We start from the raw sequence: 24626 nt of genomic DNA, 5'->3' as shown, positions 1-24626 counted from the left end.
TTTTTGCTGATCGGCCACTTATTCCCTTTTTTCGCTAGTTCGTCATTTTTTCCTGTCATATTAAGCTCATTAACACGTGCTTTGTCACTATTCAAACGGCTAATGAATAATTAACCGGCACGTTTTTAAGGGGAAGTACAATGTGAGTTGTCTCTCAGAAAAAGGAAAAGTTCAAAAAGTAAAGCCCATGAAAAATAAGATTTTCTACTACTCATCTATCGTTCTTCTTTTTTGCCTTAGTTTGCCAGTGCTGGGTCAGAACCGGCATACTGTCAGCGGGTTTGTGAAGGATAATGCAAACGGCGAGGGACTGATCGGCGTTTCTGTCTATGTCCGCGAGGCGGCAACCGGCGTGGTAACCAATTCGTATGGTTTCTATTCACTCACCCTTCCAGAAGGAGATTACAATCTGGTTTTTACGTACATCGGGTATCAAAAAACGATCAAAAGTCTGGCGCTGGATAGTGATAAGACCATCAGTATCGAAATGACCGACGAAAGTAATGAACTTGAAGAAGTCACCATTTCAACAGCAAAAGAAGACGAGAACGTCCGCGGGATCGAAATGTCGGTCAATAAGGTGGAGATGAAAACGATCCGGAAAATGCCTGCATTACTCGGGGAAGTGGATTTGATCCGCAGCATCCAGCTGTTGCCCGGCGTTACCACGGTGGGCGAGGGGGCTTCCGGCTTTAATGTGCGCGGCGGTGATATTTCTCAAAACCTGGTGTTGCTCGATGAAGCACCGGTTTATAATTCGTCCCACCTTTTCGGGTTTTTCTCCGTTTTTAATCCGGATGCAGTAAAAGATGTCAAGCTCATTAAAGGTGGGATTCCAGCGCAGTATGGCGGTCGCATTTCTTCCATTCTGGATGTCAGGATGAAAGAAGGAAATGCTAAAAAACGGGAGATCAACGGTGGGATCGGTACTATTTTTTCCAGACTTACGTATGAGCAGCCATTCGCAAAAAGCAAAGGTTCGTTCATTGTGGCCGGACGCCGTTCCTATATCGATGTACTTGCCAAGCCTTTTTTAAATTCTGATCTGAAAGACTCGAAATTTTATTTCTACGACCTGACTGCGAAAGTCAATTATCAGCTTGGAAATAAGGATACATTTTACGCGTCGGGTTATTTTGGGAAAGACGTCTTTGGTGGCGGCGACTTTGGTTTTGGCTGGGGTAATGCGACGGCTACTGCGCGTTGGAACCACATTTTTTCCAACAAGCTTTTCATGAACCTGACCGGCTATTACAGTAACTACGATTATTCATTAGGCCAGAACACAAACAAACCGGACGCAAAAGACAAGTTCGACTGGAAATCCAAGATCATCAGTTCCAGCATTAAACCTGACTTTACGTATTACATTACCCCAAACAACCAGCTGACTTTTGGCGGACAGTACATTTACTATGATAGCCGTCCCGGAAAAGCAATTGCCGTATCCGAGGGGGAAAATACCGACATCAGCCTTGAACCGAGATATGCAGATGAATCTGCATTATACATCGGAAATGAGCAGAAACTGACCGATAATATTTCCCTTCAATACGGGATCCGTTATTCTTATTTCAGAAGTCTGGGCCCCGGTACCGAATATGAATACCGGCAAATAGCCAACGGCCAGCGAAAAGAGCCGGTTTTTCCCGGAACAACCTATAAAAAAGGCGATAAGATCAAGAGTTATGGAAACTGGGAGCCGCGGGCTTCTGTGAATGTAGGTATCAATTCAACCACATCAATTAAAGCCAGTTACAATCGTACTGCTCAGTATCTTCACCTTTTATCGAATACTGCTGCGAGCTCTCCGCTGGATGTCTGGACATTGAGTTCGCTTAATATTCAGCCTGAAAAAGCAGATCAGGTTGCATTAGGCTGGTTTCAGAATTTCAAAAACAATACGTATGAAGCGTCGGTGGAGGTGTATTACAAAAAGCTTTACAACCAGATTGATTACGTGCCGGGTTCTGATCTGCTCTTGAACCAGTTTGTAGCAGGTGACCTGCTTTTCGGCAAAGGCCGGGCTTATGGTGCTGAATTTTATCTTAAAAAGAATAAAGGAAAACTGACAGGCTGGGTGAGCTATACCTTATCGAAAACGGAGCGGAATGTCGAAACGATCAATAATAATGACTGGTTTCCTGCAAGATTTGATAAGCCCCACAATTTCACGTCAGTTGCCATTTATGAGCTGAAAAAACGACTGTCACTCTCGGCAAACTTCACCATTGCATCCGGTACTCCTGCTACTTTCCCGACAAACCGGTATGAATGGGGCGGCTGGCCGATTGGTAACAACTACAAGGGTGCAAGAAACAACAACCGCATTCCCGCATACCATCGTCTGGACCTCGCAGCAACCCTGAAAGCGAAAAGGAAATTGTTCAAAACCGGAGAAGGGGAGTGGGTATTTTCGGTGTATAATGTATACAACCGCCGGAACCCATTTTCGGTGTACACCCGGGCAAACGAGGATACGCCATTAAAAACAGAAGCAGTTCGCTATGCAGTGATTGGAAACTTCATTCCTGCCATTACCTACAACTTCAAATTTTGATAAACAGCATTAGCCAGAAACAATACATGGAAAATCTTAAGAAGATAGTTAGTTTGAAAATTTGGATACTGGCCATTACGTCAGCGCTTTTTCTCACCTCATGCGAAGATGTAATCGACCTCGAAACAGAAACCGGGCCTGCCCAGCTGGTGGTGGATGGTTGGATCACGAACCAGCCGGGACCCCAGAAAATAAGGTTAAGCTTGTCTTCCAGCTACTTTGATAATGGAACGCCAAAGCCGGTTTTAAGTGCAGAAGTGATTGTGACGGACGATAAAGGTAGTATTTACAAATTTGAAGATCTCTCGGCAAACGGAGAATACATCTGGCAAAAAACTGGAACCGATACACTTGGAAAAATCGGAAGAACATACTCTTTGAAAATCACCAACGGAACTGAAGTATACACGGCGAGCACAAAACTGAATCCGGTACCAACGGTTGATTCTGTTGTTTATACCAAAGAGAAATTGCCATTTAAGCCGGATAAGGGTCCGCAGGAAGGTTATATCGCCGAATTTTATGCCCGGGATCTGGTCGGTGTAGGAAATACCTATTGGATAAAACCGGTGATCAGAGGAAAAGCTACGGTGGATAAAGCGACTGGCATTTCCATTGCTTATGATGCTGCATTTGGCTCAGGCGCGCCTTCCGACGGGTTGATTTTCATTCTCCCGCTCCGGCAATCCATTACGACCGATTCGCTTTACTCTGCAGGCGCATCTGTCGGCGTTGAGTTGCACAGCATTACGAATGAAACTTTCGAGTACTTAAAACAAATACGTGAACAGGCGCAGAACGGGGGATTGTTCGCAACACCGATTGCGAATATCAAATCCAATGTAGTAAACTCGGATCCGAAAGGGAAGCCTGCACTTGGTTTTTTTGCGGCATCGGCAGTGAGCCGGAAAGAAACGATCATCGATCCTGAAAAAGCCCGTCCTGACGAAGATTGATCTTTTTATCCAGACTTCTTTATCCACTGGCAGACTCCAATTTGCCAGTGGATTTTTTATTATATTTCAATTTTGAACCGAACGAATTACGGAATGAAAAAGATATTGTTGCTGCTCCTGCTGTTCCCTCTGATTACCGAGGCGCAAAAGCGTGCACGTGAGCTGGGAATTGTTATCGGTGTAATGCCTGCCGGCGCCAACAATGCCATTACCGATGTAAAAGGCGTCAAAGTAGGCCAGGTAACGCTTGTCGAAGGTGCAGATGTACGTACAGGTGTGACTGTTATCCTCCCACATGAAGGAAATCTTTTTCAGCAAAAAGTACAGGCTGCCATGTACATTGGCAATGGTTTTGGAAAGCTGGCAGGATATTCGCAGGTGGAGGAGTTGGGAACAATCGAATCACCGATTGTACTGACCAATACATTGAGCGTCCCCACAGCTGCCGACGCCATTATCGATTGGACGCTGGGACAAAAAGGAAATGAGAATGTGAGATCCGTGAATCCCGTTGTAGGGGAAACCAATGACGGGTTTCTCAACGATATCCGCGGCCGCCACGTCAGGAAAGACCATATATTGAATGCATTGGCGCAGGCCGAAAGTGGCATTGTGGCCGAAGGTAATGTTGGAGCCGGAACGGGCACCGTTTGTTTTGGGTGGAAAGGCGGAATTGGAACAGCCTCCCGCAAACTTCCGGAGAAACTGGGCGGCTACACGGTGGGCGTATTGGTACAAACTAATTTCGGGGGAGTTTTGAAAATCAATGGAGTGCCGGTGGGGCAGGAACTGGGAAAGTATTCTTTTAAAGAAACACTGGATAAATCAGCGGACGGTTCATGCATGATGGTCGTCGCGACAGATGCTCCGCTGGATGCAAGGAATCTGAAAAGGCTTGCGAAACGGGTTTTCATGGGAATGGCACAAACCGGCGGAATTGCTGCAAACGGCAGCGGAGATTACGTGATCGCATTCTCGACTGCAAACATCGTGTCGCACGAAACCTCGGAGAGTATCTTCACGGGCAATTTTTTACATAACGATTACACTTCACCTCTTTTTCTGGCTGCCATAGAATCCACGGAGGAAGCGATCATCAATTCGCTTTTTATGGCTAGAACAATGGAAGGCACGCAGGGACATATAGTAGAAGAGATCCCGAAAGATAAGGTGTTGCAGGTTATGCGCAAGTACGGCAGACTGAAAGAATAACCAGATTCACGATCAGGTAAATTCACCCTTTATCACTAGTAACCATACGTGCTTCTTCACTTCGAATTTAATTTTTGCTACAACGTATATACATCAGAGTAAGTGTTAACCCCTAAGTGTTTACCTTATAGTTGAATTCCCTAATTTAAATCCTTTTATCATTGAGGATAAATGACTTAATTATCAGGTGTTTCTGGGAAACCAGGTAATCTTACCTGCGTTTTCCTGTACTTTAACGTATTGACGCCAGGTGTATTGAAAGACTACCTTTGACTTCCTGAATCTAAACACTCAACCCCGGAAAACATGGAAAATGCTATTACTCATGCCTGCCTGGTGCACCCCCATCCGCTGGAGTGCGAGGCAGTTGCAGAATGGCTGAGGCGAAGATCCTACATTGCATTGGTTGGAAAGTGTGACAGCCTCGAACACATTACACAACTGCCCTACCTGAAAGAAATTGACATTATCGTCGTGTTTGCACATCATGCCGAAAAAACCGCCGATCAAATCCTTAAAATCCGCAAATTATACCCGAAACTAAAATTTTTGCTTCTTGCACCTAGTCCGTCGACGGAGTCAGTGAGAGAAGTGGTGCGATCGGGGGTAAGTGGTTATATCGTTTTTGAGGCTGAACTGGATGAATGGGAGCGGGCAATCCGGGCTGTTTCGGAAGGAAAAGTATATTATGGTCAGGAAGTCATGATTAAACTGGCGGAGAGTTCCCTGGATAATTTTATACAAGAACCGGCACCTACCACCCGGGATTTTTTGAGCAAAAGAGAAGTAGAGATCCTAAGACTGGTCGCAAGCGAGTACTCCACAAATCGCATTGCAAACGAACTTTGTATCAGCGACAAAACCGTTGAAACGCATCGCAGAAACCTTTTTCACAAGCTCGGAGTCAAGAATTCCGTAGGCTTGACCAAAGTAGCTGTCCGCATGGGCGTCGTTTGAAATCCATTGTTCACTGATGGAAAACCCTTAGAAACCCCTCCGGAATCCCGAAAAAAATCAGGGTAAATCGTAATTAAAATCAGGGTATCCGTCGATTGAAATAGCGCTTCGTACTCGGCAATTTTGTCTAAGCATTTTAATTATGGAACTGACGAATCGCGAGAAGGAAATCCTGGACCTTATCATGGATGAGCTGAGCTCAAAAGAGATTGCGGAAAGGCTGGTGATCAGCATTTCCACCGTGGAGGCCTATCGCAGAAGTCTTTTCAGGAAGTTTGGAGTGCATTCGGTGATCGGGCTGGTGAGAGCGGCGATGAAAATGTAGTCATTAAGAAATTCGAATTGGATATGGCAGATTTTAGGTACCTGGCGGTGAATTGGGTAGATGGGATGAAAATCTCAAAACAGCATTTTATCGAAACAGATCAGCATCACACAGATCAGGTACGACGCGCCCAGGCTATTTTTCAAACACCGGTAAGTTACGGTTTGCTTATTCCGAACGATGGTTTGGATGCGTTGCAAATGCAGGTTCTGGGAGACGCCAGCCAGCAGATCAGGATCCGGATTGATAAAGGTTTGGGAATTGCCCCAGACGGAAGTTTATTGGATGTAACGCCCGCCAACGAGTTGAAGCTGGAAACATCCCTGGCCAGCATTACCGAAAAATATCATTTACCAGCCAGTCAGAATCTCGTTCTATACATTGTTTTAAGCGTCAGCTTATTTGAAAGGACACAAGTCGGAAACCCGCAGGAAAACGAAATTCCATTCAGACATCCGAACACTACGCCAACCTACCGCATTAGCATCGTTCCTGCCGAGCATATTAATACGGAACAATGGGCCATCGCAGGGTTGATTATCGGAAAGCTGGAATACGGTAATGCAGAGTTGCGCGTCATGCACGATTTTATCCCGGCCAGCAGGGCTGTAAAAAGCCACAAAGGGTTACTGGAATGGTACAACCGGTTTGGCGGGTATTTGAATGATATTGAAACTTACTCGTTTCGTATCATACAGAAGATCAAGACGAAAAGCCAGAAAAGTACATTGTCTGACAGTGTTCAGCTGCTCGTGGAAAGGCTCGTGAATGTGTTTGCAGTGGTGAATATTTCTTATCAAAGATTAATCCCTTTTGAGCCCCCGCTGACGATGATTGTATCCATGATCCAGGCCGTGCAAAGCATCCGCACCTCGCTGGAATGCCTCACCGATCGGGAAAAGGAAGAGTTACTGGCATATCTGGGTGAATGGGCGGACGATTCTCCGGGAAGTTTAGAAAAGCAGATCACCGCAGTCATTCAGGTTCACTATAACCACAATGACATGCTTCCATGCCTCAGAACAATCGATGGATTTTACAGCATGTGGGCAGCATTGTTTCTGAAATTAAGCCAATTGGAATTTATCGGAAAACGAAAAGGCCAGCAGGTATTCATCATAGAAAGTCCGGTACACGAGCCACCAGTACAACAGGAAAAAACAAAATCACGGTGGAGCCCATTGTGAATAAAATCGTCCTCCGTCGACACCCCTCTGCCGTCGGTGCCGTCGGTGCCGTCGGTTGAAACCAACGGAGATTGATTGGGAGCACAGATATAATCAATGACCGTTGGCTTCAGCCAACGGCTACGACTAATAGCGTCGGCTGAGACCAGCGGCGTCGCCTAAGACTTAAAAGTATCGGCTAAAACCAGAAAAATGGAACCAACTAACAAAAATCAGCGGAAAACGGCGATCGGAAAATTCATTGGGATGTATGCGCTTTCCATGACATTTCCGGTGCTGGCGGTGTACCTGCTTCTGCGGGTACCAGGCTCGGTAGCCGAGTCGGAAACAACCAAATTCAAGCAAATCGTAGACGAGCAGGTTCCGATGCTGACCGATACGGACACACTGAGCAACATCTCGCGAAAGGTGATCCAGCTCGATGGCGCATATAGCAGCGCGACAGACGAAATGTCGAAAGCGACGGCGCGGACGCAACTCGTTGATATTGAAAGTCGCATTAATGGGATTATGAGTCATTTCAATGCACTGGCGAATTCTGCAACGCACGAACAGAATAAGCGATTATCACTGGGCATCGCAAAGCTGACGGAAGCTCTGGTGACTTACAGACAAACGATCGGAGAGCTCCGGAGAACCTTGGATAGTAAAGGCATTGACATGCAAATGGTGAATGATCTACGGAATCAGATCAATATGAAAGATCTGGAAATAAAAGGAATGGAACGTCAGCTGCTGGCAGGTGCTGCTGGAGGTGGCGGCGGAGGTGGCGGCGGCGGTGCTGATCCGAAAGAACTGCAGACCAAACTCAGCCTCGTTCAGAAAGACCTGGATAACTGTCGCGCGGGTAAGTCTGGCAGCGGCGGTGGAGGCGGAGATGCGGCGGCCATTCAAAAACAATTGGATGAATGTTTGTCGGCCAAAAATGGTACCGCAGTAACGTACCGGGAATGGCTCAGATACTCGGAAGCGGAGGGATACTACCAGCTTATGACGCAGGGAAATCTCCGAAAAAATGACCGCAGGGTATATTATGACCAGGCGAAGCAAATTTACGACGGATTGCAGCTTTCAACCGCGAACAAGGAAATGAAGGCAAAAGCGACGGAACGGCTTATCAGTTTACAAAAGAATCAGCCCTAGGCTGCGATCATCTTCAAAATCTAAATCCATGCAAACCGAAGCACTCAGATACGCCATCAGTGTTGCGCAGTCGCTGGCGCGCGAATACCGGCAGGAACGTTTTGGCCCGCCCCATTTGCTGATGGGACTGCTGCACAACGATGTTGGCCTCGCCTCCGAGCTGGCGATGGCTGGAAAAGACGTCGCCTATCTGCGGGATTGGGCGGAGGTAAGGCTTGAAGAAAGTGCCAAATCGGTCAAAGTACCGGAAAATCCGCAGGCTGACCATGCAGCTGCCGCCTGCCTCGAACTGGCCGAACTGATTGCATTGCAATTGAATTCAGACACGGATCCATTGTGCGCATTGGCGGCAGTATTGAAGCCGGGAGTAGGTTTTTCGGCGGATCAATTGAAGTCGCTGCCGATCACCCAAAAAGAAGTGCTGGCTTTGAACGGTAACACTTCCCAACCGAGCGGGAATCATGTTGCTGATGATCAGAAAGTAGTTCAGAAAAATGGTAATGCGGTAAAAACGGGTACTACAAACCTTGAAAAATTTACCTCGGATAAAACACAAAGAGCTGCGGATGGAAAGACCGATTCAGTAATCGGGCGTGACCGGGAAATACGCCAAATGGCAGAGATACTGGGTCGCAGAAGTAAGCCAAATGTAATTTTGATCGGAGAGCCGGGTGTCGGAAAATCCGCATTAGTGGAGGGTTTTGCCAAATTGATATCGGAGAAAAAAGTACCTCAATTGCTCCAAAATGCAAGATTACTGGAACTGGACACCGGTGCATTGGTAGCCGGAGCATCTTATAAAGGTGAGATCGAGGAAAGATTAAAAGGTATTTTAAATGAAATTAAATCCTTCGACAAAGCCGTTTTATTTATTGATGAAATCCATATTCTGCTCGACCCAAAAGGTTCGGTAGGGGCCGGAGTCGCGCAATTGCTGAAACCGGAACTCGCCCGCGGTGAACTTACATTGATCGGCGCGACTACACCCGAAGAATACCGGAAATACATTGAAAAAGACGAGGCATTTTCGCGGCGATTTGAAATTTTGAATGTAGAAGAACCCGACGAAGCTACTGCCACACGCATGATTGAGCACATTCTGCCGGTGTACGAGGCACATCATGGCCTGAAAGTCGCCGCCGGCACCGCGGCGGAAGCTGTAAAATTGTCGAAAAGATATGTGAAAGAAAGACGGTTACCTGATGTCGCGCTGGATTTGCTCGACAGGACAATGGCCGCAATGCGCTTAATGGACGAGGTTTCTATGACCGAACTGTCCACATTACAAACAGATCTTGATGCACTATTAGCCATAGACGAGGCCGAGCGGGTACATGAACTGCGGTGGTTTGCCAGGCAACTTCCAAACCGCCTCAGTCCATTACTTATCGGAAAGCTGGACCAGGCGGATGAGGCAGAACTGGAAACGGCCGAAGGTATCCACAGCCATTTGACCAGTAAACTTGCTGCATTGCACGAACTGGCCACGTTGCGCTCGGATAGTGTTGGAAAAAATGAGATTGCCGCCGTTATTTCTCATAAAACCGGCATTCCGCTCGGTAAGCTGCAAAGTTCTGAACGTGATAAGTTGCTGGGGATTGATGAGGTTTTGAAAAAAAGGGTAGTCGGGCAGGACCAGGCCGTGAAAGCATTAAGTGAGGCCATTCTGGAATCACGCTCGGGGTTAATAAAAGCCGGGCAACCGATCGGGTCTTTCTTTTTGCTCGGACCAACCGGAACGGGTAAAACCGAGATTGCAAAAGCACTGGCCGATTTCCTGTTTAACGATGAATCGTTTTTGATCCGGTTCGATATGTCGGAATTCAAGGAAGAACATTCGGCTGCATTGCTTTACGGCGCGCCTCCCGGATATGTAGGTTATGAAGAAGGCGGTTTATTAGTCAACAAAATCCGCCAGAAACCTTACTCCGTTGTTCTTTTTGACGAAATAGAAAAAGCGCACCCGTCTGTTTTCGACCTTTTTTTACAAATACTGGACGAAGGCAAGCTGCACGACAGGCTGGGTAAAGAAGGCGACTTTTCAAATGCCGTGATCCTTTTTACCTCCAATATTGGTCAGGAACACATCGTCCAGGATTTCAACAAAGGCATTGTGCCCAAATCAAATGACCTCATGGAAATTATGGCGAAACATTTCCGCCCCGAATTCCTGGCCAGATTGACAGAGATCGTTCCATTCGCGCCGATTTCAGAAGAGAATGTGGTTAAGATATTCAATATCCATTTGCGCAGCCTGACGGATTTGCTTGAAAAACAAGGTATTGCATTGGAGCTGACACCCGAAGCCAGGAAGCACATTGCGATGCAGGGTTTCACTCCCAGATACGGCGTGCGTCCATTGAAAGGTGTGATCCGGAATATGCTGCGACGTCCGATCAGCCGGATGATCATTTCCGGTGAGGCCGAAAAAGGATCGGTGATCAGGCTGAGCCTCGCTGAGAATGAAGAAGTTATTTGGGAAAACAATCGGGAAGTGGTTGCTTCCTAGTACAAGACATTTAACGACAATCCTATGCAAATCCATTTATTCAGAAGCGCACGGCGCTGGGATTCTTGTCTGCTGCCCATCGACGACAACACGTTTGGGTTTATACTTCAGTTCAGGGTACGACTGGTGCGCATTGAACCTACAAGCCGGTTTTTCAATGGAGAAACCTATGCTACCGGAAATGGAAGGCTGCACGACACATACGGTACTTTTCAGTTGGATGCCTGGACCGACCAGGAGTGGGAAGATTACAAACGAAGGTTTGTGGAAGTGGTGCAGAGGCACTGGAGCGACAGATTTATCCTCGATCCCGACCGCGCATGGTATCGTCCCAGGATCGGAGCTAACCTTACTTCGGCGCTTATTCAATGTGGATTGTCCATTCAGCTCGTGGAAACTTCGGCCCAGGCGCACCAGACCTACCGGATCATCCATCCGCAAAGTACCCGTTTCAGGTCTTACGTAGAGGAACACAACCGGTCGGGCGTTTTTACGCACCTCGACCTGGAATCGCAATGGGGTAACAGGCTCACAAGAATCGGCTCGGAAGACCATAGTGTCGACTTTTTGCAGACCACGATCAACCACGAATTCGGACATACATTAGGCTTAAACCACGTGAATGGGGTCGGTAACTCGGACAGACATTACGGCGTCACGCTCGAACAGCGTGAAAATCAGATGGGAATGGGTGGGCGGCTCACGGCGGCACACGCAAGACCCTGGATCAGAGGCTTATGGGATCGGCATCATTTGCTGCCACAGCATCATCACCCGGAAGACCGGGTGGTATTTACAGGCAGAGTCGCCAGCCCGCAGTTGATTGAATATTGGGATAACGACTGGCGGCCAGCAGCTACTACCTAGGATTTCGGAGTGTGTGTTTTGGAAAAATGACGAGAAAAATGAAAAGTTTAACCAAATACCTGATCTTTTGCGTGCCGATCCTTCTGGATTCGTGCAGCATGTTCACACCGGTTGATCCACTCACGCCGCAAGTTTCGGAAGTAACCATACTATCTGTTTCCAATACTTCCGTGAAAGTGAGTGCGCAGGTGTCGGATCCGGACGCAAAGAATAGCCGGCAAGAAAAGAAAAGCGGAAAAATCCAGGATTTCGGTTTTGTGTACGGCATACTGAACGATCCGACGATTGAAAACGGGTACGTCGAACAAGGTGGACAAACGGTCGCAAGCTCTCCATACAACTGGGAAGATCAGATCACCAGACTATCCTCCCAGGAGAAATACTACATCCGGGTTTATGCTAAAAATGAAGGTGGAGGCATTATTTACGGCCCCACTGCCACTTTCACAACCGGAAATTTCGTGCTGCCCGCTGTAAAAACCGTCAGTGTATCGGCAGTTCAGCAGACAACCGCGACCGTGAATTACTCCATTGCGCTCGGCAACACCAATGCGACAATGACTGCCTACGGAGTTTGCTACTCAGGCACAAATCAAACGCCGACTGTTAACGATTCGAAAATACAGGTTTCAGGGCCAGCAAAGACGGGCACGTATGCTGCAAATCTCGAAAAATTAGCAGCCGGAACGTCCTATTATGCACGGGCCTATGTGACAACCAATGCAGGTGTAGCTTATGGAAACGTGCTGACATTCACTGCCGGCCAGCCCGCCATATTGAAGGACACTTCGTTCGTCATGAATTTTTCAAATATGTATGATCTCGAAACCGGTTACTTCCCATCGCGGAATGGAATGGAAGATCTGTATTGGTATCCTTATGGGCAGCCAGCAGGTATTTATCCAAAAAACGGCGCGAAGTTTTTCGTAATGCAGTCCGGGACAGATTTCAAAACTTTAAAATACTCTGATCTCACCGGGCTAAATTATACAGCCGATTTTATCGACGGAAGCTACACCACTAAAAACAACAAGCTGTCCAACGGTACCGTGGTCGCATATGTGACGAATGTGGGCCATTTCGGGAAAATGCGGATCAATGCAAAAGGCTCCGAACGGTCCGAAACGAACTCGTCTTCCGGAAATATGGAAGTGACGATCGTGACCTACAACAATGACTGAAACCACTTGCGTATAAGACTATCCGTAAGGTAATCACGTAGGGGAAAACCCTGACATTATGAGAAAAATAAAAATAAGTCCCGCATTGTTTTTTCTGCCCGGCCTGCTGCTTTCATGCAACCTTTTCGGACCTGTTGACCCGCTGGCGCCAACGATTTCCACACTCGAAGTCGTGGACGTAAAGCGTACGGAAGTGACGGTGAACGGGACCATTGACAGGCCTGATTTTAAAAATGACAGACAGGAAAAAAAGAGCGGGGAAATAGTGGAATACGGGCTGGTTTATGGAACAAGTCAGAATTTAAGTGTAGAAACGAATTCGGTTGTGAAGCTCGGGACAACGGGGACTTTGCCACTTGCCATTCAGAACCAGAAGATTACGGGTTTGACTGGGAATACCCAGTACTACATTTCATTGTATGCACGAAATGAAGGTGCCGGAATGGCTTACAGTCCGATCGTCAATATCAAAACCGTGGACCAGCCGACCATTTTCGATTCCAAAACATCGGTTTCGATTAAATCCGGCGCATTTGACCTCGACGCGGGGGTATCTGTACCCGCCGGCGATTCCAGAGCGGATATTACCATTGATATTTTTACCATTACCGGCCGTGGTACCGTATTGAGTGTAAGTGTGGCAGGTAGTACTACGCTCAAAAACCTGGGTGTGACCAATTATGCACTCATTTCCTATTTCACATTGCTTAATATCACCGATTACAAAACCGAACCCGTAGGCATTACCCTGAACGCCAATACCGCGAACACGGTAATTGCATTTAAAACTGCCGAAGGCCGATACGGGAAATGGAGAATCGAAAATTCAACAGCGAACACCGCGACCATAAGTCTGATCACTTATGATAAATAGCATGAACCGATGAAGTACTTTGTTACGCTCTTATTTTTATTTCCAATGCTTTCGGTGACTGCCCAGGACCGGATCTGGCTGGACAATGGAAATCCGGTCCAGGCCAAGCTGAGCCGCGCCATGGACAACAAGCTGGAATGGATCGCAGCCGACGGAATACCGCGTATTTATAGCAGAAAACGCTTTTTAGTGGTGTTTTCTTCCAGCGGCCAGTTCATCGTCATCTCGGAATTAAATGAAAATTCATCCAAAGCCCAGTCTCAGATCGAGGCATTTTACAAATCGCCGGCGAGAAATGTAAGTCAGGATGTAATTATAAAAAGCGTCCCGCTGACGGTGATCGCAGGTTCCATTTCGTATGAGAGCGATGAGGTGATCAACTACCTGAGCAGCGAGGGCAATGCAGCTTCCATTAACAAAGAAGAAGTGGCCGCGGTGATTTATAAAGATGGCAGGCACGAGATACTCCGTGACGTAGTCGACGTGGCGCCGTTGCTTGCATTGGCACATAAGGAAATTGAAAAAAAGGAACGGGAAATTGTCCGGAAAGCGCAGGAAAAGCCGGTAACACAAGTGGCCGCCAAACCGGAAAAACCCGCCCCGCCCAAAGAACCTGCAAAGCCTTTTTTGTCTGATTCGGAATACAAGGAGTATAGTGCGAAAGGGATCAGGCGGGTGGATGAATTTACTTCTTACCTGCGCATTATCGGGGACAAAAGCTTGAAGTCGGAAGATAAAAATAAAGCTGTACAACAGGCACTCAGCTTGTTTGAGCCACAGGCGACGGTGGCGGTAAGTTCTGCAAAAGGCGTGAAAAAATACCCGGTTAAAGAATACTTGAACAGGCTGAAATTGCTGCCTTACAGCAAGATCAACATCACCTGGAACGAGGTCAAATATGTGAGTGAACTCAAACAGGAGGCGGATGGGAATTACTATGGCATTATCGCTGCGCAGCAGGTTTTTGAAGGGTTTGCGGCGAATGGGAAAGTCGCTTACGGGGACATTACCAAGAAGAACATCCGCGTAAAACTGGAATCGTATCAAAAAACCATTGATGGAAAAGATACGGTGAACTGGGAAGTATTACTGGGAAATATTGGCGTCGAAACCACCGAAGGACAATGAAATACAACCGGTTTTTCTTGACAATGTTAATGGGACTGGCCTGGCTCTCAGTCCGGGCGCAATGCGGCTTCCTGGCTGGCAAAGTGACTGAAATTACAGGGAATGTTCCGCTCGCCGCTACTATTTCGGCAAAGACGGATCAGGGGAAAGTGCGGCTGGGAAAGACGGATTCTCTCGGTGTATTTAATGTGGAAATGCCTTGTAATGTGTCTGTTATCACAGTCGAAGCATTAAAACACCAAACATTGCATATCCCGTTGAATGTGGATTCCAAGCTGGAAGGTACCTATTTTGTCACATTTGCATTGATGCCTTTGGGCAAGCAAACCAGCGACGAACCGTATGCGCAATCGGAACAAACGCATTATGAATTAAAAGATACGACAAAAGCGCAAACGTCCATTATCCGGAGATTTGAGGTAAAGGACGCCTTATCGAACCAGGCGCTGCCGGCGGAGATCTGCCTTTATTATACACAAAAACAAAAGAAAGACTGTCTCAATCTGCTGGTTTCAAAACCTTCGGCAGAGGTTGTTTTTACAGAAAAAGACATTGTGGCCATGGAGGTCAAATCGGCTGGTTACCAAGCCTATAATGGAAATTTGATCCTGGATAAAACTGATCAGGAACCACGGACTTACATTATTAAACTCAACAGGCTGCATTCCATTTTATCCGTAAACATCATCAATGCGGCTGCTGGAATTCACACACAGCTTTTCGATGAAACTCGTGCTGCCATTCCATTAAACCGGATTAATGACGGGCATTATTACGCGGAAGTGGCGCCTGGAAAATCGTACAGTCTGGGTATGAGCGGAAATGATAACAAAGAATTTAGTAGCGTGGTATCGTCTCTGAGAGAGGGACTTACATTAAAATCTTTGCGGATACCTGAAAAAACGGCAGCAGTTCCGACGATGGAAAAGGCAGTTCCAAAAGGCATTACGGCAACCGGCAAAACGCTTTATTTCCCAAGAAGTGACTACAAACTGCCGACACAATCGCGCACTTATCTGGATTCTGTGGCGATGTACATTCTTGAAAATAAGGACAAAGGATTGCGCATTACGGGCCACACCGATAATGTGGGAAACCCGAGTCTGAACCTCACATTATCGGAATACCGGGTGCGTGTGATCACAAGATATCTGGTAAATAAAGGAGTTCCGGAAAGTGTAATCGCAGCAACGGGAATGGGCAGTAAGCATCCGGTGGTACCCAATGATACGGAGGAAAACCGTCGGAAGAACAGACGTGTAGAGGTTCAAATTATTGATTTACAGGCAAAAAGTAATTGAAATCATGGTCAATGCAATGAGAAGGTCTACGAATTTGAGACGGAATATCCTGTTTGTTTTTACACTGATGTGCCTGGCTGGTCAGGGATATGCGCAAACGCTCAGCCGGAAAGACGCGGACGAGATACGGGTACTGGCGCGCGAAAAGGTGAAGGGGCTGAATGATCTTTTGAATGCGATTGCCAATGAAGATCTCAGCAATTACGAACGCAGGTACCTGATGATGAACAGTTATATGCCGAGTAACGATCAGATTTTTGTCAACGACGGCGTGATCGTGGAAGATGATACCGACCCAAAAAACAAAGTCAGCGCGCCCGGACTGGACACGCCCATTGAAAAGTACCTGAGCAATTTTGACCTGTTTTACACCAAAACAGAGATCAACACCATTGAATTTACCAACATCGTGGTGGGTGATGTGAAAGTGGATAAATATCCGTTTGTTAAAGTCTTTTATACCCAGCATTTCAAAGGAAAAAGCAACCGTGATAATACGCCATTTACATCTATTTCACGCGTGGCCGAGCTGCGTGCCGACAAATCAGGAAATGATTGGGTGGTATTTCTGACACGTATTGCCTTCAACTCCGCTGAAAATGCGAAAGCAGTTCCCGTAACACCAAAACCTTCGGAAAAATACGATTCGTTGCAGCGCAAAAAAGAACCGATAGCAGCCCAGCCAACCGACAAAAAGCCTGTGGCAACGCCGGAAGAAACACGCCAAACCGAACGGGTTTCGCAGCAGATCAGTCAGGTTAACCAGGCGCAAATCGCGCAGGCCAGGAAATGGGGGGCGATCAAGCTGGGCGCTGGAGTAGCTGCATTGGCCTTCGGGGCCGTGACGTACAGCATGCTCAACAAAGACTATAAAGATTACAAAAATCGGATCGAAAACTCCGAAGGTTTCACAAGCTACGCAAAGCCGGGAGTATACATCTCAATAGGCGCCGCCGCAGTAGGTATCGGTCTGTCAGTAAGTTCGATATTTGATTTTAAGACGGCGAAGGGAAGGTAGGGGGAAGCTATTAGCTGTTAGCCATTAGCTATTAGCCTTTAGCTTTTTTGCTAGCGCGATAATATTTATGAAGGATTTGATATAAATGGAACTTAACAGAGTCGAAAAAAAATCGCTAACAGCTAACAGCTAACAGCTAACAGCTAACAGCTAACAGCTAACAGCTAACAGCTAACAGCTAACAGCTAACAGCTAACAGCTAACAGCTAACAGCTAACAGCTAACAGCTAATCGCTAACAGCTAACAGCTAACAGCTAACAGCTAACAGCTAACAGCTAACAGCTAACAGCTAACAGCTAACAGCTAACAGCTAACAGCCAAAAGCTAGAAACAATGTCCCAACCAGCAGCACGAATCGGAGATATGCATGTTTGCCCGATGGTAACGCCCGGAACGCCGCCTGTTCCGCATGTTGGCGGGCCGGTTTTGCCGCCTGGGGTTCCTACGGTACTGGTTGGAGGCGCGCCGGCTGCGTGTATGGGCGATATGTGTGTATGTGTCGGCCCGCCTGATGTGATCGTGATGGGATCCACAACGGTGCTGATCGGCGGAAAGCCAGCCGCGCGGATGGGGGATTCAACTGCGCACGGAGGAACGATCGTGGCAGGTTGTCCGACGGTTTTAATAGGTTGATTATCAATAGGTATTATAAGTTTACTCTTAATCATATACGAATATGTTCAACTACGGAATAGGTGGTAACGAACGCAAGATCGACCAGTCGAGCGAGGGCATTGCGGATATCCCACAAAACAGAACGCTTTTTGCAACCATGCTTACCGGCGACCCCGCCCCACGTCCGCAAATGGTTTACGACCTGAAAACTACGGAAGAAGTTTTCGCGCATTACCAGCCGGAAGCTGAGGTAGAATTCATCACATCGGACGGAAGTCTGATCAACGAAAATCTGCGGTTTAAAAACCTGGGTGATTTTGGTAAAAAAGGAATCATCGCTCAGAGTGCCTTTTTACAGGATCTGGATGCAAGAAATGAAGCTTATCAGCAGGTAGTAAGGCATTTAAAAGTGAATAAAATCCTGAAAGCCGCATTGGAAAAGCCAGAAGCGAAGGCTGCGTTGTTGGGGGTGTTTCAGACGTTGATTAATGAGTTGGAGGAGGCAGGTTAGGAGGAAAGGGAGAAGGGAGGAAGTATTTATTTAATCATTGCACCGGCGGGTCGGTCGATCATTTAAAATTTAACTATATGTCAAACGGAGCAGAAATAAACGAAGACTTATCGCCCACGCAGGGCGGGCTGAAAGAACGTGTGGCGGTCCCTTTGGAAGCCGGACTACCTGTACTAGCGAAATACGGAAGTTATGATCTGGTTGAAACCATTATCGAAGGTGCGGCGAACATTAATCCTGAAAAAAAGGCACGTAAGAAGATATTCCTGACGGAGGCTGATAAAAAGAAGGAACGTCAGCAGTTGAAAAAACGGCTTGAACTCTGGTCGGAGTTACTCAGCAGCTCCGATTCGGTGCCTGAAATGATCGAGGCCGGTCAGAAGCAGGCGGATACTGCTTTTGAATCACTGAAAGAAAACCTTGGAAAAGCGGTGGAGCAAATTCGTCCGCTGGAACAATCGTACCGTTCGGTGGCGATGTTTTTCAAAAATACGGAGCAGGAAAAAGTCAAAAACATAACATTCCTGAATGCAGCGCCGGATCAGTTGCAGGATCTGGATGTGACGACATTTATCGATGCCGTTGGGGAAGAACTGGCTTCGAAATTCGACCGTCTGGATCTCCGGGAAAACTATTCGATCCTGAATGTACCGGGCTACCTGGGTTCGGGTAAAGTAGTGGACAAATGGGCGAAACTGGCGCATAAGAATAAAACCATGCTGGTAACGGATTTTATGCATTTGGATGCACCTGAGGATGTTATGGAGCTTTTTGAGTCTGCAAACCTGACGGGCGGCGCGGCACATTTATCCAATGTCATGATGACTTGCAACTGGCTGGTAGGCCGCGCAAAACATGCCGACCTGGGAGAGGAAGAAGATCTCTACATTCCGCCGTCGACTGCATTGGCAGGTAATGTGTACAAAACCTTAATGTCGCAGGTGGCGGCGGGTAAGAAGCACGGTACGCTCAGCGAAGTGGATGGGGTACGGTTTCCATTGAAAAAATCGGAGATCGCGGATCTTGAAAAAATGGGTTTGATCCCGATGGTCAATGAGTATAGCAAAGTGATGGCATTCTCGGCCAAAACGCTTTTTAATGGCGATAATGTGGGTTTGCAGACCTATTCGGTAGTCCGGGTTTTTGACTATATCACGAAAGTGCTCATCGATTTCCTGAACCGCAGGGCTTTTGAAAACTTTGATTACAACACCAAAAATGACCTGAAAAAACAGGTGATCAAATTCCTCGACAGCGTAACCGGACCTGGAAAACTGATCGAAAAATTCAGTGTCATGCGATTCGAACAGGATAAGAACCAGAAGGATAAAGTGTATCTGGACATTCACATGGTACCGTATTTCCCAGCCAAAAACTTTATGATCGCATTAACCGGGCAAAAAGGAGACGACCTGGATGCGGCGGAATGGGCGGCGGAATATGCGCAGCAATGAAGTGAGATGTAAGATGTAAGATGTGAGATGTGAGATGTGAGATGGGGACCGCGCAATAAGACCTTATTATTAATGACTCTGAGACCAGGTGAAACCGGTCACATTTCACATCACACACCTGACACATCTCACTTCTAACTTTTCACATCTTACATTTCACATCTAACTTTTCACATCTCACATCTCACACACATGGCTTTCAGCACAAACGTAAAAATCGACGGTGACCACGAATACAGCGTGATGTTCATGCGGTTTGAGTTGCATCAGACGGTGGACGATGCGATGTCGATCACTTCGCCGATCCAGTGGGCGCATTTGTATATGGAGCTGGAAATGGTGATGGATGATTTTTTGATCGAATGGGCCAACAAACCGTCGCAAAAATATGATCTGACAGTGGAGCAGTTTGGCGAAAACGGGCCTTTCAAAACGCTCAGTTTTAAAGATTCGGTTTGTACGGAGTTTGTGGAAATGTTTGACGATGGTACCGACGACATGGATAAGAAGCTCGCGAAGAGACTGCAGAATTTTATTACCTGTCTGACCATCACCGCGTCGAGCGTTGAAATCGATGAGGCTAAACTGGAAAATTTTTAGAAAATGGCTGAACAGGATGCTACCATCGGAGTCGAGGCGCATTTCACGCTGGATGGAAAAAATTTTTTGGTCAGAAAAGTATCCTACGGCTGCAACCGCAATGCCGACGAGCGTGGAAGTCCTACTGACGCGCCCAAAGCAAGGTTGATCAGAATGACGATTTCTCCGGCCCAAAACGATGATTTTGCATTGTTGTACGACTGGGCATTCAAAAATGACCGGCAATTGAGCGGGCAGATCGAATTCAAATATGACAATGATTCGCAGCTGTTGCGCAAGATGGAGTTTGAGGATGCGTATTGTGTGGGTTTCAGAGAATCCTTCGCGGCGCAGCAGTCGACCATGCGGGCGTACCAGATTGCACATGTGCCTGATGCCAAGGATTATTTGCCGCAACACAGAGGGAAGGATTATTTCGTTCGCGACAGCAGCCTGGCGCTGGTGTATGAGCTGGTACTGCTTCCAATGAAGGTGAAGATCGGACAGGTAGAAATCAAATGTTAAATGGCACGACAGGTTAATACTTCCATTGAAATTGAAGGCGGCACGGAGATAACCCGTCACCTCGGCCTGGTGATCGAGCAGGATCTGTTCGCGCACCACTGGTTTGAGCTGCTGGTACCTTTCGAGCAACTGGAAGACGCGGGCGAGCATTTTTTCAACCGGTCGCACCGGGCGGTAATGGGTAAGAAAATTACCTTCTCATTCAGCCCGCGGCTCGGCCAGGAATCGTTTGACTTTACGTTTCAGGGCATTGTGACGGAGATCCGGCTCAAAAGTCTGAGCGATATGAGCAGCGCATTTGTACTGAAAGGGTTTAGCCCGACGATCGTTCTGGAAGATTCGGTGCAAAGGCGCTCGTTCCTTCGCGGCACGGTCCAGGATATTTTCAATTCCGTTTTGCAGCCTTATCCGCAAAACCTTTTGAGAAAACAATTGAATCCTGAAAATGGCAGTCGCGCAGTGCCTTTTACCCAATACAATGAAAGCAATTACAAATTCCTCAGCCGGGTAGCGGATCGTTGTTGCGAATGGTTTTACTACAATGGCCGCGAGCTGGTTTTGGGACATGGTAATGATGCGCCGGAGGTCGATTTCCTGGTGGACGGGCTGCAAAACTTTGATGTTGCATTAAAACTTCAACCTTCCAAATTCAGTTTTGATGGGTACAATTACACGGTGGCGGAATCGTATCTCGGCGACTCGGCGGCGCAAAATGTGGACGGACTTACTTCATTGAGCGAGTTTGCATTGGAACAATCGGACAGTCTTTTTGCGCAAACATCGTTGTTACCCTCGCCGGAAATCATCGGCGGCCAAAGTGAGATCGATGAATTGACCAAAATGGAGAGATCGGCTCGGGTTACCTCCATGGTCGATTTCCGTGGGAGCGGTGAAACGCCCACGATGAGTGTCGGGACTGTTTTGGTGGTGAAAGGTCAAAGATTAAATGAGCGTGGGGAGCAGTATGAGGAGAATTTTGGAAAATACCGGGTGGTACACATTCGCCACGAGATCAATACGGCAGGAAGCTATCAGAATACATTCAATGCAGTTCCGGAATCGGCCCAACATCCGCCGAATAATCCTTTTGTGAAAAATCCATTGGGTGAAACCGAACAGGCGGAAGTGATCGCGAATGACGATAGTGAAAGTCTCGGAAGGGTTCGCGTGAAATTTTTGTGGAGCCAGTCGCGGCAGCAGGACCAGGAGTCGATCTGGATGCGGGTGGGTACATTTCATAATTCACAGGGTCGCGGGGCCAATTTTGTACCGGAAATCGGGGCGATGGTGATGGTGGGGTATGAAGGAAATCTGGCGGAAAATCCATTTGTGATGACAAGCCTTTATCCGAAACCGGAAGAAGACATCAACTACACCAGCGAGAACAATGACATGAAAGTGATCGCCACCCGATCAGGGAATATGTTGATTTTCATCGACGAAGATGGCGATGCGAAAATCCAGATCAGCAACCGCAATAAGACAGATACCAATCTGAAGTTCAGCTTTAAAGACGACGGATTAATTGAAATGCAAGTCGAGAATGGACAGATTCACCTCACTGCCAAGGATGTGAATGTAGAGGCGACCAATAACATTACCATGAAAGCGGATTCCAGTTTCAGTGTCCAGGCCGGCAGCATTTCCATGAAAGCCGATCAGGATATTAAAATAGAAAGCGGCACATCGACCGACATTAAAGCGGGTACCGAACTCAATGCAGAAGGTACTGCGAGTGCGAAGCTAAAAGGGGCAACGGTAACAGTAGAAGGCGACGCCACAGCCGAACTATCTGCGAGCGGGCCGACGACCATTAAAGGTGCATTAATCATGTTAAACTAAATATCCATAACTATTCTTTTCACTTTTTAAACAGTTACAACTATGCCAGCTTCAAGTTTTGACGCGTATTTTACCTGGGACGGCGGTCCCTCAGGCGACGGTATTGCCGTGATCTCATGCAACTATTCTTTGTCCCAATCCATAGACGATAAAGGCCGTGTTTCTTCAAAAGTATACGGAGGAACGGTGTTTATCCAGGTCGATTCTTCGAGTGCGTCGGATAGTCAGGGACTGTGGGAATGGATGGTGGATCCGGACGGAAAAAAATCTTCGGCCAAAATCGTATTCAAAAATGTGGATGAGGAGCAAACTCAGAAGGAGCTGGAACTGACGGATGTATACTGCGTCCAGTACAGTGAAAGCTTCATCGAAACGGGCTCCATGCCGATGACTACAAGCCTGACATTATCCGCGAGGGAAGTGAAACTGTTCGGCACCCCGCATAGCAATCGCTGGTAGGCGGCTTTCGGCCGTCGGCGATCGGCTGACGGCCTCTTTATTAACAAAGCTTGTTTTCACATGGCTTCACAGTACCTACTGGCTTCGACCTATACTTCCGACAGCAACTGGTAGGCATCAGCCTCTGATCGCGACGATCGTTTCGTTGTCGAGAACGCCATTTGCCTGAAATGTAAGATCGGGGTCCATGTATTTGCGGCGCTTGTACCACGGGGATTTTTGGTAAAAAAGCCATCCATAGGGTGTACCGTTTGCGGCAAGGTATTCGATGGGGCTCGCCGGGTTACGGTCGTTGTAGTCGTTTAGAAAAATAAAAAAAAGCTCGCCGAAAAGCATGGCATTCGGAGCTTTTGCGCGGAAGTTGGTAAATGCAGTTTCATTGAATTTTTTGGTAAACTCAAACTGGATCACCAACACACGCGACAGATCGAGCAAATCCATGTCGGGCAGCGGCTGGCCCACGGGATAGTACCATTTTTTGTATTCTTTGAGGGGTATTTCGAGGTAGTTCTGATACACTCTCGCGACGAATATGGGGAACATAAAACCGACCAAAGCAGTGGCCATTCCGGCACCTTTTGTCAGTTCGTTTGAAAGTTTATGGAAAAGGAAAATGATCAGGATGGCCGCTAGTAAGGTAACTAGCAATGTGAATCCGATCGCTTTGACGGATTTGTTTTCAAAAAGCGGATCAAACCATTGAGATAATAAATAAACGTGCAGAATACCCAGTACCAGAAAACTGACCATCGCCATCGGATATGCGTCGCGGTAGTCGGCAATCCAGAAGCCAAGTAACCCAATCAATGCCAGCACGGCGATGAGGATAATGCCGTATAGAAGCTGAAGACGTTGATTTAGTGTTTTAAGGAAAGAGAAATTCATTTAGTCAAGGGGCCGTTTAGTACGGACAAAAATAAGATACACTTTCATTAATGCAACCAGAATTTATTAATCGCCTTCATGGAAGATCAAAACTATGCATTGCCCCTCGCGCTCGACCGCATCGTCGCCGGGCAATTGCACCCAAAATGTGCTGACAGAGAGGCGGTTCATCAGCATTTGTACCTGCTGATGGTGACGCATTTCGACGAGGCCCGGTTCGACAGCGGCTACGGTTGTGCATTGTGGGAACATGATTTTGCCGTTTTGTCCCAAATTAAATGGAAAGACCTGATCCGGGAATCACTCGAAGAAGCCATTTGCAAATACGAGCCGCGCCTGACCAATGCCAAAATCCGTGTAGAAGTAGAAGAATATGAAGTGCTGACCAAAAGTAATAACTACGTCCGGAAACGGGTAGGAGTAGAAGTAAAAGCCACCATCAAGCGCATAAATGAGGCTTTTGTGTTTTTCGAAAGGATTTTTATTTCACCGTTGTCGATTGAGTAGGGAGCGTGGGTAGGGAATGTTGTTTATGGT

General features: G+C 47.2%; 23 protein-coding genes. 22 read left to right on the top strand and 1 reads right to left on the bottom strand.

Features of this window, described 5'->3' with window-relative positions:
- Positions 1–187 precede the first annotated feature (187 nt).
- The 21 genes from LZG72_RS07380 (at position 188) to tssD (LZG72_RS07280) (ending at position 23204) form a co-directional block, all read left to right on the top strand.
- Complete coding sequence (locus LZG72_RS07380; protein ID WP_233869589.1) at positions 188–2560, top strand: carboxypeptidase-like regulatory domain-containing protein; 2373 nt, start codon at positions 188–190, stop codon at positions 2558–2560.
- 53 nt (positions 2561–2613) lie between these two features.
- Positions 2614–3516 carry a DUF4249 domain-containing protein gene (locus LZG72_RS07375; RefSeq protein ID WP_233869587.1) on the top strand — a complete coding sequence of 301 codons (903 nt, stop codon included), beginning with the start codon at positions 2614–2616 and terminating at the stop codon, positions 3514–3516.
- Positions 3517–3609: 93 nt separating this feature from the next.
- A complete protein-coding gene (locus LZG72_RS07370; RefSeq protein WP_233869585.1) occupies positions 3610–4728 on the top strand; it encodes a P1 family peptidase in 1119 nt (372 codons plus the stop codon).
- 306 nt (positions 4729–5034) lie between these two features.
- Complete coding sequence (locus LZG72_RS07365) at positions 5035–5685, top strand: response regulator transcription factor (RefSeq protein WP_233869582.1); 651 nt, start codon at positions 5035–5037, stop codon at positions 5683–5685.
- Positions 5686–5827: 142 nt separating this feature from the next.
- On the top strand, positions 5828–6010 hold the full coding sequence (locus tag LZG72_RS07360; protein ID WP_233869579.1) for a response regulator transcription factor: 183 nt from the start codon (positions 5828–5830) through the stop codon (positions 6008–6010).
- 23 nt (positions 6011–6033) lie between these two features.
- Complete coding sequence (locus LZG72_RS07355; RefSeq protein ID WP_233869576.1) at positions 6034–7197, top strand: hypothetical protein; 1164 nt, start codon at positions 6034–6036, stop codon at positions 7195–7197.
- Positions 7198–7389: 192 nt separating this feature from the next.
- Positions 7390–8340, top strand: coding sequence for a hypothetical protein (locus LZG72_RS07350; protein WP_233869573.1), 951 nt, complete (start codon positions 7390–7392; stop codon positions 8338–8340).
- 28 nt (positions 8341–8368) lie between these two features.
- On the top strand, positions 8369–10849 hold the full coding sequence (locus tag LZG72_RS07345) for an ATP-dependent Clp protease ATP-binding subunit (protein ID WP_233869570.1): 2481 nt from the start codon (positions 8369–8371) through the stop codon (positions 10847–10849).
- A 24-nt stretch (positions 10850–10873) separates the two neighbouring features.
- Entirely contained in the window at positions 10874–11716 is an 843-nt protein-coding gene (locus LZG72_RS07340; RefSeq protein WP_233869567.1) for a hypothetical protein, read from the top strand.
- A gap of 38 nt (positions 11717–11754) precedes the next feature.
- A complete protein-coding gene (locus LZG72_RS07335; RefSeq protein WP_233869564.1) occupies positions 11755–12897 on the top strand; it encodes a hypothetical protein in 1143 nt (380 codons plus the stop codon).
- Between the two features lie 58 nt (positions 12898–12955).
- On the top strand, positions 12956–13771 hold the full coding sequence (locus LZG72_RS07330; RefSeq protein WP_233869561.1) for a fibronectin type III domain-containing protein: 816 nt from the start codon (positions 12956–12958) through the stop codon (positions 13769–13771).
- Positions 13772–13780: 9 nt separating this feature from the next.
- Positions 13781–14899, top strand: a complete 1119-nt coding sequence (locus LZG72_RS07325) for a hypothetical protein (protein WP_233869558.1) — start codon at positions 13781–13783, stop codon at positions 14897–14899.
- Entirely contained in the window at positions 14896–16200 is a 1305-nt protein-coding gene (locus LZG72_RS07320) for an OmpA family protein (protein ID WP_233869555.1), read from the top strand. The genes LZG72_RS07325 and LZG72_RS07320 overlap by 4 nt, the downstream gene beginning before the upstream one ends.
- A gap of 16 nt (positions 16201–16216) precedes the next feature.
- Positions 16217–17218 carry a hypothetical protein gene (locus tag LZG72_RS07315; protein ID WP_233869552.1) on the top strand — a complete coding sequence of 334 codons (1002 nt, stop codon included), beginning with the start codon at positions 16217–16219 and terminating at the stop codon, positions 17216–17218.
- A 334-nt stretch (positions 17219–17552) separates the two neighbouring features.
- Positions 17553–17852: a PAAR domain-containing protein gene (locus LZG72_RS07310; protein ID WP_233869548.1), complete on the top strand. Its 300-nt coding sequence runs from the start codon at positions 17553–17555 to the stop codon at positions 17850–17852.
- Between the two features lie 43 nt (positions 17853–17895).
- Positions 17896–18345, top strand: a complete 450-nt coding sequence (locus LZG72_RS07305; RefSeq protein ID WP_233869545.1) for a hypothetical protein — start codon at positions 17896–17898, stop codon at positions 18343–18345.
- Positions 18346–18422: 77 nt separating this feature from the next.
- The gene (locus LZG72_RS07300) at positions 18423–19799 is read left to right on the top strand and encodes a DUF5458 family protein (protein WP_233869542.1); all 1377 of its coding nucleotides are present in this window, start codon (positions 18423–18425) and stop codon (positions 19797–19799) included.
- 192 nt (positions 19800–19991) lie between these two features.
- Complete coding sequence (tssD, locus tag LZG72_RS07295) at positions 19992–20399, top strand: type VI secretion system tube protein TssD (protein WP_233869539.1); 408 nt, start codon at positions 19992–19994, stop codon at positions 20397–20399.
- Positions 20400–20402: 3 nt separating this feature from the next.
- Positions 20403–20903 carry a type VI secretion system tube protein TssD gene (gene tssD, locus LZG72_RS07290; RefSeq protein ID WP_233869536.1) on the top strand — a complete coding sequence of 167 codons (501 nt, stop codon included), beginning with the start codon at positions 20403–20405 and terminating at the stop codon, positions 20901–20903.
- Positions 20904–22745, top strand: coding sequence for a type VI secretion system Vgr family protein (locus tag LZG72_RS07285; RefSeq protein ID WP_233869533.1), 1842 nt, complete (start codon positions 20904–20906; stop codon positions 22743–22745).
- 42 nt (positions 22746–22787) lie between these two features.
- Positions 22788–23204, top strand: a complete 417-nt coding sequence (tssD, locus tag LZG72_RS07280; protein ID WP_233869530.1) for a type VI secretion system tube protein TssD — start codon at positions 22788–22790, stop codon at positions 23202–23204.
- A 117-nt stretch (positions 23205–23321) separates the two neighbouring features.
- Here the strand turns inward: tssD (LZG72_RS07280) and LZG72_RS07275 are convergent, their stop codons facing one another.
- Positions 23322–24089 (bottom strand): TssN family type VI secretion system protein, encoded by a 768-nt coding sequence (locus LZG72_RS07275; RefSeq protein WP_233869526.1) that lies wholly within the window; start codon positions 24087–24089, stop codon positions 23322–23324.
- Between the two features lie 78 nt (positions 24090–24167).
- Here LZG72_RS07275 and LZG72_RS07270 point away from each other — a divergent pair, with 78 nt between their 5' ends.
- On the top strand, positions 24168–24596 hold the full coding sequence (locus LZG72_RS07270) for a GPW/gp25 family protein (RefSeq protein WP_233869523.1): 429 nt from the start codon (positions 24168–24170) through the stop codon (positions 24594–24596).
- The last annotated feature ends 30 nt before the right edge of the window (positions 24597–24626 follow it).

Source organism: Dyadobacter sp. CY323, from assembly GCF_021390245.1.
Classification (GTDB): domain Bacteria; phylum Bacteroidota; class Bacteroidia; order Cytophagales; family Spirosomataceae; genus Dyadobacter.
This window is presented reverse-complemented; position numbering and strand designations above follow the sequence as displayed.